General features: G+C 70.0%; 11 protein-coding genes. 9 read left to right on the forward strand and 2 right to left on the reverse strand.

Going from position 1 to position 12178, the window contains the following annotated elements; all coding sequences use genetic code 11:
- Positions 1-49: 49 nt before the first annotated feature.
- Positions 50-916, reverse strand: a complete 867-nt coding sequence (gene carF, locus HUA75_RS02500; protein ID WP_141642863.1) for a plasmanylethanolamine desaturase — start codon at positions 914-916, stop codon at positions 50-52.
- 245 nt (positions 917-1161) lie between these two features.
- Here carF and HUA75_RS02505 point away from each other — a divergent pair, with 245 nt between their 5' ends.
- The gene (locus tag HUA75_RS02505; RefSeq protein ID WP_141642862.1) at positions 1162-1722 is read left to right on the forward strand and encodes a nickel-dependent hydrogenase large subunit; all 561 of its coding nucleotides are present in this window, start codon (positions 1162-1164) and stop codon (positions 1720-1722) included.
- Positions 1723-1785: 63 nt separating this feature from the next.
- Here the strand turns inward: HUA75_RS02505 and HUA75_RS02510 are convergent, their stop codons facing one another.
- Entirely contained in the window at positions 1786-3243 is a 1458-nt protein-coding gene (locus HUA75_RS02510; protein ID WP_371746041.1) for a DASS family sodium-coupled anion symporter, read from the reverse strand.
- Between the two features lie 136 nt (positions 3244-3379).
- Between HUA75_RS02510 and ftsE the strand changes: the two genes are divergently transcribed.
- From ftsE to HUA75_RS02550, 8 genes are all read left to right on the forward strand, one after another.
- Positions 3380-4072, forward strand: a complete 693-nt coding sequence (gene ftsE, locus HUA75_RS02515) for a cell division ATP-binding protein FtsE (protein ID WP_174461555.1) — start codon at positions 3380-3382, stop codon at positions 4070-4072.
- Positions 4069-4971: an ABC transporter permease gene (locus HUA75_RS02520; RefSeq protein WP_141642859.1), complete on the forward strand. Its 903-nt coding sequence runs from the start codon at positions 4069-4071 to the stop codon at positions 4969-4971. The genes ftsE and HUA75_RS02520 overlap by 4 nt, the downstream gene beginning before the upstream one ends.
- Positions 4968-6092 (forward strand): murein hydrolase activator EnvC, encoded by a 1125-nt coding sequence (locus HUA75_RS02525; protein ID WP_174485440.1) that lies wholly within the window; start codon positions 4968-4970, stop codon positions 6090-6092. The genes HUA75_RS02520 and HUA75_RS02525 overlap by 4 nt, the downstream gene beginning before the upstream one ends.
- A 76-nt stretch (positions 6093-6168) precedes the next feature.
- The gene (locus HUA75_RS02530) at positions 6169-7029 is read left to right on the forward strand and encodes an alpha/beta fold hydrolase (RefSeq protein WP_141642857.1); all 861 of its coding nucleotides are present in this window, start codon (positions 6169-6171) and stop codon (positions 7027-7029) included.
- Between the two features lie 56 nt (positions 7030-7085).
- Positions 7086-8462, forward strand: a complete 1377-nt coding sequence (locus HUA75_RS02535; RefSeq protein ID WP_174485441.1) for a S41 family peptidase — start codon at positions 7086-7088, stop codon at positions 8460-8462.
- Positions 8463-8530: 68 nt separating this feature from the next.
- Positions 8531-10447 (forward strand): PEGA domain-containing protein, encoded by a 1917-nt coding sequence (locus HUA75_RS02540; protein ID WP_174485442.1) that lies wholly within the window; start codon positions 8531-8533, stop codon positions 10445-10447.
- A 2-nt stretch (positions 10448-10449) separates the two neighbouring features.
- Positions 10450-10743: a hypothetical protein gene (locus HUA75_RS02545; protein WP_141649248.1), complete on the forward strand. Its 294-nt coding sequence runs from the start codon at positions 10450-10452 to the stop codon at positions 10741-10743.
- Between the two features lie 214 nt (positions 10744-10957).
- Positions 10958-11938 carry a D-alanine--D-alanine ligase gene (locus tag HUA75_RS02550; RefSeq protein WP_174485443.1) on the forward strand — a complete coding sequence of 327 codons (981 nt, stop codon included), beginning with the start codon at positions 10958-10960 and terminating at the stop codon, positions 11936-11938.
- Positions 11939-12178 lie beyond the last annotated feature (240 nt).

Consider the following 12178-nt stretch of genomic DNA (forward strand, 5'->3'; position numbering starts at 1 on the left):
ACCTCGCTCGAGTCATCGGAACACGGGCGTCTTCCGCCCGTGGGCCGGCTCAGGCGGACGGGCGGGTGGTGGCCGTGGCGGGCGGGGCTTCTTCCGGCGTGGTGGCCTTGGTGAGCAGCTCCTTGGCGGCCTGGACGACGGGAGCCTCGGCGGCGACCTGGGCCTCCACGAGCGCGCGGGCGGCCTCGTCACCGATGTCGTCCTCGCGCGGCACCAGGCCGGTGACACGCGTCACGAGGCGCTCCGCCAGGGGGAAGAAGTGCACCAGGTTGAGCGGCCAGTTCAGCCAGCCCACGGTGATGCAGTAGTACTTGTTGAAGGGCGCGGTGTGGTGGATGCGGTGGTGCGCCGGCGGCAGGATGAGGTGCACGCGCTGCAGGAAGCCGATGATGGCCGGCGGCGAGTCCATGTGCGACCACTTGTGGAACTGGTTGGTCGCCATCACCCAGAAGATCATCGCGCCCAGGAAGCTGGCGCAGAACACCCAGCCAGAGCTGCTCAGCGGCATGGACACCGCGGCCACGGCCACGGGCAGGGAGATGAGGCAGTTGTTGCCGTTGGTCTCCACGAAGTCGTGGCGGGTGATGGCCTTCTCGTCGACGTGGTGCTCGCGGAACGGGCGAATGAGGGCCTTGCCCAGAATCGGCATCTCCGTGGAGCCCCACGTGTCGCCCATCCAGTGGACGAAGCCGGAGACGAAGTCCGCGGCGAGGTAGCCCAACAGCACCGCGCCCAGGAGCAGCCACGGGCCGCCATGCGGGTTGTTGTAGAGCCGGTACACCAGGAACAGCTCCAGCGCGATGAAGCTGACGATGGCGCCAATCTCCATGGCGCGGATGGCGGGTGAGTAGCCTCCGGCCAGGACCTGGGCGTCCTGGAGGCGAACCTTGTTCTTGATCTCGTTCGTCTTCTTCATCCGTGGAGTCCTGGACGTTGGCGCCGCTGACCACCGCACCGCATGTTCTGTACGTACCCCAGCCGCTTTCGGCTTTTCAACGGACCGGGGTCGCGTTCTCACATGAAGGGTGGGCTGCATGGCAGGCGGGCGTCGTCCGCGAGAAATGCGCGGGGTCAGCGGCCAGGCTCCCCTGGCGCGACATGCGGGGTTGACGCTTACCTTGTGTCGTGGGGAAGCGGCTGGTACGGTCCGCCCACTCGGCAATGACGAAAACCTTCGAGAAGGCCGTCACCGGCTTCAACCACAACATCAAGCACAAGGGGAAGGTTTACCACGTCCAGACCGAGGACTCGGGCGTCAACAATCCCCACATCATCACCCACCTGTTCGTGGGCGGTAACATCCTCGCGTCCAAGAAGACGTCCTACTCGGACATCCTCAACGCGGAGAATCTGGCGGAGGTCGTCCGTGAGTTGATGGAGGAGCAGCACAAGGAGATGCTGCGCAACCTCATCAACAACGTGTACGACAACTTCGAGTCCACGGTCCGGCACTATCAGCCCGGTCAGCTGGCCTCGGAGGCTGAACAGGCCCACGCGAAGCTGCAGCCCGGCCAGCCGATGGCGCCCAAGCCGGTCGTCGTCGCTCCCGTCGCGCCCCTGCCTCCCGCGCTTCCCCCCGAGGTCGCCGCTGCTCGCGCCTTGAAGGAGAAGCCGAAGATCAACGAGGTCGGCGTCGAGACGCTGTTCGGAGAGGACCTCATCTCCGAGAAGAGCCTCGACGAGGTCATCCTCAGCTACCTCGCCGGAGAAGGCGACCAGTAGCCCGCGACTCCCCGGTGGCGTCTCGCCCCGGGAGCGCGGTGTCGGCCAGTCGACAGTTCCAGACTAGGGCAGCACCCACTGCACCCACGTGGCTCCGTACACCGTGAGCACCGCGGCGGCGAGCAGGTCCAGCAGCACTCCCACGCGCATCATCACTGGCAGGCGCACCACGCCGCTGCCGAAGACGATGGCGTTGGGCGGCGTGCCCGCGGGCAGGGCGAAGTCGCACGAGGCCGCGAAAGTGCTCACCGCCAGCAGGGGCCGCGAGGCGGGCAACACGTTGAGCATGACGTTCGTCGTGGCCGTGTTGGAGGCGATGGCCGACAGCAGGATGGTGGCGCTGGCGACCACGCCGTGCTGCACCAGGACTGGCAGCGACTCCAGGCCGGACAGCCGTGAGGTCATCCACGAGGCCAGGCCACTGGCCTCGATGCCCGCCGCCAGCGCGAAGCCGCCGCCCAGCAGGAGCAGCGTGTCCCAGGGCACGCGCCGCAGGGCCGCCACGGACAGACGCCCCAGTACGAGCAGCGTCAGCGCGCCGACCATCGCCACCATGGCCTCGTAGTGCTTGCCCCCCAGCTTGAAGCCGTTGAAGGCGTGGGCCACGGGGCCAGCGAGCATCTGGCGCAGCGGGTCGCCGAAAATCCACAACAGCGCCGCCACGAAGAAGACGAGGCCCACCGTGCGCTCCCCCCGTGAGAGGGGGCCCAACTGGGCCAGCTCGCGGTCGATGACGTCCCCGCCCTGGCCGGGTCCCATCTTGTCGCGACGGGCCCACCTCCACAGCACCGCCCACGTCAGCGGCAGGAAGATGAGGACGAAGGGGAGGGCCGCGACCATGTACTCGACGAAGCCCACGTCGGTGCCCAGCCGGCGCGACACCACGCCCGCGAAGACGGAGTTGGTGGGGCTGCCAATCTTGGTGCCGATGCCGCCGATGTTGGAGCCGTACGCGACGGCCAGCATGAGCGCCGCGCCGAAGTGCTCCAGGGGGCGTCCCTCCGCGGCGCGGAGCTGGGAGAGCAGCGCCATGCCAATGGGCACCATCATCACCGCCGTGGCGGTGTTGGAAATCCAGAGCGACACGGCGGCGGTGGCCGCGAGCATGCCGAACAGCAGCCGCTCCGGCCCGGTGCCGACGGCGCGCATGATGAGCAGGGCGATTCTCCGGTGCAGGCCCCACTGCTCCATGCCCGCGCCCAGGGCCATGCCGCCCATGAAGAGGAAGATGTAGGGGTCCAGGAAGGGCAGGGTGGCGCGTCCCACCGCGACGGCGACGTTGTCCGTGTCGAAGACGCCCAGCAGTGGAAAGAGCGCCACGGGGAGCACCGCCGTCCATGCCATGGGGACGGCCTCGGTGAACCACCAGAGGGCCATCCACGCGGCGACGGCGGCCGCGGCGGCGGGGCGGTGGTCCAGGCCCGGCAGGGTGTGGAGACCGGAGGGAATCCCGTAGATGAGGGCGGCGGCCACGGGCCCGGCGATGCGTCCCACCCACTGTCCCGTTGTCGCACGCCGCACGGCCTGCTCGCTCATAAGGCGTGGCACCGTCGCACAGGTGGCGCCGGGGGTGGGAGGGGAAAGCCCGCCTGCGGCCCGGCGTGCGTGGGGCGCTCCCGCCCGGCCGTGGTAGGTTGGCGCTCTCCCGCGCCGCGCCATGATTCAATTCTTCCACGTCTACAAGGCGTATCCCGGCGATCCGCCGGTGCTCTCGGACATCAACCTCAGTGTGGAGAAGGGCGAGTTCGTGTTCCTCACGGGCCCTTCCGGCGCGGGGAAGACGACGCTGCTCAAGCTCATCTTCTGCGCGGAGAAAGCCACCAAGGGGCAGATTCTGGTGGGGGGCCGCAACATCGCCCGCATCCGCGAGTCCGCCGTGCCGTACCTGCGCCGCAACATCGGCGTCGTGTTCCAGGACTTCAAGCTGCTGCCGCACCGGACGGTGGAGGACAACGTGTCCTTCACGCTGGACGTGCTGGGCGTGCCGCGCACGGAAGCGCGCGACAAGGTGCGGCGGATGCTGAAGCTGGTGGGGCTGGAGCACAAGGCGGACTCGTTCCCCCTGCGCCTCTCCGGTGGAGAGCAGCAGCGCGTGGTCATCGCGCGGGCGCTGGTGAATGACCCGACCATCCTCCTGGCGGACGAGCCCACCGGTAACCTGGACCCGGCGCTCACCGTCGAAATCATGGACCTGCTCACCCAGGTGAACATCCGAGGCACCACGGTGGTGGTGGCCACGCACGACGCCACGCTGCTGTCGCGCTACCAGAAGCGCACGGTGGGCCTGGAGCGCGGGCAGATTGTCTCCGACGAGGACGGCGTCAAGGCGGCGCGACGGATGGTGGTATGAGCGCGCTGGCGAAGACGCGGTACTTCTGGCGCTCGGCGGCGGTGGGGCTCAAACACTCGCCCTTCGTGCACTTCATCGCGGTGACCACCATCGCCATCGCCCTGTTCTCCGCGGGGCTCGCGCGGGGCAGTGCGCGCGTGTTGGACAACCTGCTCGCGTCGCTGGGCGGCGAAGTCGAAGTCACGGTGTATCTGGCACCGGAGCTGGGACAGGACGAGGCGCATGGCGTTCGCGCCCGCGTCGAGGAGCTCAGCCAGGGACAGGTGACGCTGGTGCCTCCGGATGCCGCGCTGGAGCGGCTTCGCACCGAGCTGGGCGATTTGGGCGAGGCCCTGTCGGAGCTGCCGGAGAACCCGCTGCCCGCGGCGCTGGAGCTGCGTGTTCCTCCGGAGCAGCGCACGCCCGAGGCGCTCCAGGCCCTGGCGAAGGAGCTGCGCGCGCTGCCCGGGGTGTCCGGCGTGGACTACGGAGAGCAGGCCGTGGAGCGACTGACGGCCATCGCCCGGGCCCTGCGCTTCGGCGCGCTGGTGGCCTTCGTCGTCGTGCTGGGCGCCACCGTGGTCATCGTCGCGGCCACGCTCCAGCTCGCCATCTATTCGCGGCGCGAGGAGATTGAAATCCAGAAGCTGGTCGGCGCCACGGACCGCTTCGTCAAGGCGCCCTTCCTGCTGGAGGGACTGCTTCAGGGGTTGCTCGGCGCGGGCGTGGCGTTGCTCGGGTTGTGGGCCTTCGGTCGGCTGGTGGGGCCCACGCTGGGCTCGCTGTTCGCGTTCCTCCTGGGCCCGGGTGTCGCCGCGCCGTGGGTGGAGCCGCGCTTGGTGCTGGAATTGGTGGGCGCGGGGTGCGGCCTGGGGCTGGGCGGCAGCTTCGTCGCGGTGGGGCGTTTCCTGCGCGTATGAGCCGCTCCTTCGTCCTCACCCTGGCGCTGGTGCTGGCCGGCCTCCCCGCGCACGCGCAGAAGCTGGAGGAGGCGGAGCAGTCCGCGCTGCGCGAGAAGCTCGCCGCCCAGCGCGCGACGCTGGCGCTCGTCGAGTCGAAGAAGCTCACGGTGCTCGAGGGCCTGGAGCTGATGGAGGAGATGGTCGCCTTCTCCCGGCGGCGCGTGCGGGCCCTGGAGGGGGACCTCGCGGTGTTCCGCAAGCGCGTCATCCTGGCCGAGCGCGAGGAGGTGCTGCTGCGCGAGGCGCTGCGCGTGCAACTGCGGCGACTGTCCCCCCGGCTGCGCACCCTCTACCGCGTCATGCGACGGCGGCCGCTGGAGGTGCTCCTGTCGGCGGAGGACTTCGCCGCGCTGGTGTGGCGGGCCCGCGCGCTGGAGGCGAGCATGTCGGGCGATTTGGACCTGCTGCGCGGCGTGCAGCGCGTGGCGCACCTACAACGGCAGTCCACGCTCGAGCTGAAGCGGCTCCAGACCTCGCTCGCCGCGCGGGTCACCTTCCTCCAGGAGCAGGAGCGGCTGGCCCGCGCGCAGCACGAGGCGCTCGAGGAAGTGGTGGGCTCGCTCGCGGGCGAGGCCGAGCTGGCCCGTCGCGCGGTGAAGGAGCTGGAGCAGGCGGACGCGGAGCTGACCCAGGTGGTGCGCGAGCTGAAGGAAGCCCCCGCCACGCATGGTTTCGGAGCCCTGCGCGGCAAGCTGCCCCAGCCCACGCGCGGCATCATCGAGGTGGCGTTCGGCAAGGTCGTCAACCCGCGCTTCAACACCGTCACCGTGCAGAAGGGGCTCGACATCCGCGCCGCCACCGGGACGCCCGTGGTCGCCGTCGCCGATGGCACCGTCGTCTATGCGGGCTCGCTGCGGGGCTACGGCAACCTGCTCATCGTCGACCACGGCGACGGCTACCACACGCTCATGGCCCACCTGTCCGTCATCGCCCTGGAGCTGGGCGCCGCCGTGGCCACCGGCGAGGTGGTGGGCGAAGTGGGAGACACGGGCTCGCTCAAGGGCTCGTACCTCTACTTCGAGGTCCGAAAGTCCGGGCAGGCCGTCGACCCCGGGCCCTGGCTGGCCCCTGTGCCATGACGCGTTGCGGCGAAACGATTCGCGCCTTGTTATCCTGAGGCAACAGACTCCCACCACGAGAGGAGCAGGCGAGCGCATGGACCTCATGGGCGGAATGCAGAAGGCGGTACGGCGCGTGCTGGTGGCGCGAGGTGTCCAGTCCTCGACAGTCGATGTCGGGGGGCAGTCGGTGCACTTCTACTCGCTGAAGGGGCAGGGGAAGGGGCCGCCGGTGGTGCTGGTGCACGGACTGGGCGGCTCGGCCAATGGCTTCGGCCGCACCTTCTTCGGCCTGGCGAAGCGCTTCTCGCGAGTCGTCGCGCCCGACCTGCCAGGACACGGCTTCTCCACCGAGTACTGCGGTGGGCAGGTCTGCGTGCGCAACCAGTTCGAGGTGCTGCGCGCCTTCGTGGAGCAGGAGGTGAAGGAGCCGGCCTTCGTCGTCGGCAACTCGCTGGGCGGAGCGATGGCGGTGAGCCTCGCGTCGGAGTATCCCCAGTGGGTGCGCGCGCTGGTGCTGGTGGCTCCGGCGGGAGCGGAGCTGCCGGTGGAGGAGAGCACCGCCCTGCTCAACTCCTTCAAGGTGGGCACGCCCGCGGAGGCCCGCGCCTTCACGAGGCGCCTGTTCCACCAGGCCCCGCTGCCCGCGCTGCTCCTGGCGACAGAGCTGCGCCGCTTCTATGACACACCCACCGTGAAGGCCCTCACCGCCGAGGCGATGTCCACCCGGCTCAGCCTGGAGCCAGAAGCGGTGCGCAAGCTGTCCATGCCGGTGCTGTTCCTCTGGGGGGGCAGCGAGCGGCTGTTGCCGTCACGCTCCCTGGACTGGTTCCGCGCCCACCTGCCGGCGCACGCCCAGGTGCGGGTGGTGCAGGGCTTCGGGCACGTGCCGCAGATGGAGCGTCCGGACGAGCTGGTGTCGCACCTGGTGCGCTTCGCGGATGCGTCGAGCCTCTGAGGGCCGGGTATAGACTGGGACGCCCTTCGAGCCTCACCGCGAAAGGACGTACCGACGTGACGGGTCTCCACCAGCCATGGCGCGCGGCGCTGGCCGCGCTCCTCCTCCTGTCAGGGCCCTCGGCCGCGGAAGAGAAGAAGGACGCGGCTGTGCGGTCCTCCGCTTCCAGCGCGGTACGGGCGGAGAAGGACGACGTCACCTACCGACAGCTGGAGACCTTCGCTCGCGTGCTGTCGTACGTGGAGAACAACTACGTGGAGGGGCCGGACCAGGAGCGGCTCATCTACGGCGCCATCCAGGGCATGCTCGACACGTTGGACCCGCACACCGTCTTCATGCCGCCGGAGGTCTTCCGCGAGATGAAGATCGACACCTCGGGCGAGTGGGGTGGGCTGGGCATCGAAATCGCGCGCAAGAACGACCGCATCGTCGTCGTGGCTCCCATCGACGACACGCCGGCGGCGCGAGCGGGAATCAAGGCGGGCGACGAGCTGGTGGGCATCGACGGCGAGAGCACGCGGGGCATGGACGTGGGGCGGGCCATGCAGAAGATGCGAGGGCCCGCGGGGGGACGCGTGCTCTTGAGCATCCTGCGGCACGGCTTCAGCGCGCCTCGCGAAATCGCCATCATCCGGGACCACATCCGCATCGTCTCCGTGGAGAGCGAGCTCTACGGCGGCTTCGGCCACGTCAAGGTGAAGAACTTCCAGGAGCGCACGGACCTGTACCTGCGCAAGGAACTCGACAGGCTGCGCGGCCTCAACGGTGGCAAGGAGCTGCGCGGCGTGGTGCTCGACCTGCGCAACAACCCGGGCGGCCTGCTGGACCAGGCGGTGGCGGTGAGTGACCGCTTCCTGCCGGGCAACCTGCCCATCGTCTCCACCCGGGGACGTGACGGTCGCAACTCCACCGAGGAGCGCAGCAAGGACCGCGACACGGAGAAGAACTACCCCCTCGTCGTGCTGGTCAACGCGGGCAGCGCGTCCGCGTCCGAAATCGTGGCCGGCGCGCTCCAGGACCACGGCCGCGCCACCGTCCTGGGCACGCAGACGTTCGGCAAGGGCAGTGTGCAGACAGTCATCGAGCTGGAGGACGGCTCCGGTTTGAAGCTGACCATCGCCCGCTACTACACACCCAAGGGCCGCAGCATCCAGGAGCGGGGCATCACCCCCGACTACGTCGTGCCAGACGAGCCGGGTGGCAAGCCGGGCCGTGAGACGCCACGCGAGAAGGACCTCCAGCGTCACTTCCGCGCCGAGTCCACCTCTACCTCCGAGTCGTCCTCTTCCGCGCCTCGCGGCCTGCCCGAGAACCTCGCGCCGTGGGACGCCACCGCAGCCCTCAAGGACTATCCGCTCAAGGTCGCCCTCGAGTATCTCAACGGCCTCAGCGCCGCTTCGGGGCGCCCTCCGGCTCGCGCCGAGGGTCGTTGAAGACACCTTCCCCCTTGCATTTCGGCGAGACCTCCATTTGATGGCGGGCGGACAAAGGTGAACGAGTGATGCGACCTTCGAGCAATCGCGCGATGCACGCGGCCCTCAGCGGGTGGTTGGTGGGCATGCTGGCCGTCGGCCCCGCCGCCGCGCAGTCGAGCCTCCCCCTCCGACTGACTCCCCGAGCAGTACCCACCGCCTCACCGTCCTCCGTGACGGTGGTGGCCATCTCGCTGGATGCGACATCACGAACGGAGGCGGCGCGGCTGGCGTACTGGGCGGAGCAGTCGGTGGCACGCTCCGGACGGCTGGACCTGGTGCGGTTGTCGGACGCGCTGGACGCGCAGGGCAAGGCGGCGCGCGAGGCGAAGGCCGCCGAGGGTGCGTCGGCCATGAAGGACGGCCAGACGGCGTATGACGAGCTGGACACGCAGAAGGCGCTCCAGCAGTTCGAGGCGGCCGCGCGCGCGTTCGAGGCGAGTGACTTGTCGCGCAACTTCGGCGACCTGAGCCGCGCCCGGGTGATGAAGGCGGCCTCGCAGGTGGCCAACGGCGAGGGCACGGCGGCGCAGTTGGAGATTCGCGCGGTGCTGGCGGTGGACCCCCGCGCCCAGTTCTCGCCCAACTTCTTCCCGCCGGACGACATGGCCTTCGTGGACAAGGAGCGCAAGGCGGCGCTGGCCGGCTCCACCGCGACGCTGTCGGTGCGCACCGAGCCCGTGCCCGCGCAGGTGTACGTGGACGGCCAGTTCCGCGGCGTGTCGCCGGTGGACCTCAAGGGGCTGACGCCCGCGGACCACTACGTGACGGTGATGGCGCCGGGCTTCGAGGTGGAGCAGCGCCGGGCACGCGAGGGCGAGACGACGCTCACGCTGGCTCCCGCCGCGTCCATGCGTGCGCTCCAGACGCTGACCGAGCGCATCGTGCGCAAGCCGGAGGGGCCGGAGCGTGACCTGGCCCTGCGCGAGTTGGGCACGCTCGCGGGCGTGTCCCAGGTGCTGGCCCTGCTGGTTCGCGGTGGCACGGGCACCGCTCCGCTCCAGGTGACGGGCCTCCGGCTCGACGTCGCGGACGGACACAACCTGGCCTACGCGCTGGGACCGGTTCCCGCGGGCGAGACCATGGCGACGGGCTCCGACGCGCTCTTGTCCTCGCTGGTGGGCGCGGACACGGCCCGGCTCGCCGGCAACAAGCCGGTGACCCACTTCGCGAGCGGCGGTGGCTCCAACCGCAAGACGCTGGGCTACGTGCTGATGGCTACTGGCGTGGCGCTCTTGGCGGGCGGCATCTACTTCGGCATGGAGGCGTCCTCGAAGGAGGATGACTTCCGACGCGCGCCGCAGACGAGCCCTCGGGCACAGGACTTCAAGGACACGGGCAAGACGTACGCGCTGGTCGCGGACATCGGGCTGCTCACGGGCGCGGTCGCCGCGGGCCTCGGCGGCTACTTTGCCTTCTCCGGTGGCGGCAGCGGTGGCGGTGACTCCAAGCCCACCCCCGCGCCGGCGCCCGCACCCAAGCGTTCGCGTGCCACGCCGCCGCCCAAGGCCGACTCCAAGAGCGACTCGTTGAGCATGCCTCCGCCCCCCAAGGGCACCAGGCCCGTGGGCGAGTCGCTGCCCATGCCGCCTCCGCCGCCCCCGGCGAAGACGACGCCCGCGGCCTCTCCCGCGAAGACGACGCCCGCGGCTCCCGCCACGAAGACGACCCCGCCGCCCCCGGTGAGCGAGCCGACCCCGCCGCCCACGACGCGCTCGCAGGACACGCGCCGCTCCAAGGACGACGAGGCCGCCCAGCGCGAAGAGGAACTGCGCAAGCGGCGTGAAGAGGTGGAGCGCCAGCGCCGCGAACTGGAGGATCGCCGCAAGCAGGAGGAGGAGTCGGAGGCCAAGCGCAAGCGCGAGGAAGAGGAGAAGCGCAAGCGCGAGGAAGACGAGAAGAAGAAGCGGCCGTCCATCGACGAAGACGATCTCCGGAATTACTAGCCATGCGCCGTCCCCTTCGTTTCCTCATTCCCTTCGCGGCCCTGTCCCTGGGCCTGTCCGCGTGCAGCCTCCTGGTCGACTTCGACGAGGAGGGGCAGCCGTGTGACGACCGCAACCAATGCCTGGAGGGCTTCATCTGCAAGGACGACAGCTGCGTCCGGGACAGCAGCGCCGTTCCGGACTCCGGCTCGGATGCGGGCTCGCCAGGGCAGACGGACTCCGGTTCGGATGCGGGCTCGCCAGGGCAGACGGACGCGGGTCCGGTTGACGCGGGCCCGGTGGACGCCGGGCCGTAGTCGCCGCCGCGAGGGGCGGTAGTTCCTACAGCCCCTCGCTTCGCGTGGTCCGGTTGCCGCGCCGTGTCCTCGGGGACACGCCCGCCTGGCGGCCCCCCTGCCGACGCAAACCCCCGTCTCCACGGGGACTGTCGAGGCGAAGCCGGGGGGCCACCCTCCCGGGAGGGGTTGGCATCCGCCGTGCTCTGTCGTGTGCCCAGGAGGTTTCATCGACATGGGCAAGCGCGTCGGAGTGCTGATGGGCGGGTGGGGCGAGGAGCGGGAGATTTCGCTCAAGACGGGAGAGGCCGTGGTCGCGGCGCTGGAATCCCGCGGCCATCAGGTCACCCGGGTGTTCGCGGGGCCGGGTCTGGACAGGGCGCTGCGCGCCGCGGAGCTGGACGTGGCCTTCATCGCGCTGCACGGGCGCATGGGCGAGGACGGCCGGGTGCAGGGCCTCCTGGAGTTGCTGGAGCTGCCGTACACGGGCTCGGGCGTGCTGGCCTCGGCGCTGGCGATGAACAAGCCCATGGCCAAGAAGCTCTTCCGCCTGCACAACCTGCCCACGCCCCAGGGGTATCGCGTGGGTCGCGACGCCGCCGCGCGCGCCCTGGAGCTGCAAGGCGACCTGGGCTTCCCCTGCGTCGTGAAGCCCGCATGCGGCGGCTCGTCGGTGGGCCTCTCCATCGTCCGCGAGCCGGAGTCGCTCGTCGCGGCGGTGGCCCAGGCGTGCCGCTTCGGCGGCGAGGCGCTGGTGGAGCGCTTCATTCCGGGCCGCGAGGTGACGGTGGGCATCCTCGGCGACAAGGTGCTGGGCAGCTGCGAGGTGGGCACTCCTCGCGAGGGCTTCGACTTCGAGGCCAAGTACAAGGGCGGCGCGCGCTACTTCCTGCCGCCCCGCCTGTCCGCCACGCGCGTGGCCAATGTGGAGGCCCTGGCGCTCTCCGCGTACCGCGCCCTGGGCTGCCGGGGGTACGCCCGAGTGGACCTCTTGTGCTCCGACACCGACAACGATGTGGTGCTGGAGGTCAACACGCTGCCCGGCTTCACCCCCACCAGCCTGCTGTCCAAGATTGCCGCCCATGCGGGCGTGGAGTTCCCGGAGCTCGTCGAGCGCATCCTCGCGCTGGCGACGCGGGACGAGGCGGGTGTCATGGACGCGCCCGTGGTCGCCCCCGCTCCCACCATCTCCGAGCCTCGCCGCGCGGTGAGCTGACCTTCCGGGTAGTCCGAGCCCTGGCGCCGCCTCAGCCCCGGCGCCAACCCCTTGGATCTCCTTGAAGCCCCGGTAACGCGAGGTGTCACCCCGGACCTGAACGGAACGTTCAAACTCTGGGAATAATTTGACACGTCCTTGACGCCTCCCTATTGTCCGGCGCGATCAGTCCTGGATGGTTAAAGCCTTGTCTTTTCGGGCACATACGGGACGGGGGCTCAGCGGACCCAGGAGGCGGCG

This window comes from Myxococcus sp. CA040A (assembly GCF_013336725.1).
Taxonomy (GTDB): domain Bacteria; phylum Myxococcota; class Myxococcia; order Myxococcales; family Myxococcaceae; genus Myxococcus; species Myxococcus llanfairpwllgwyngyllgogerychwyrndrobwllllantysiliogogogochensis.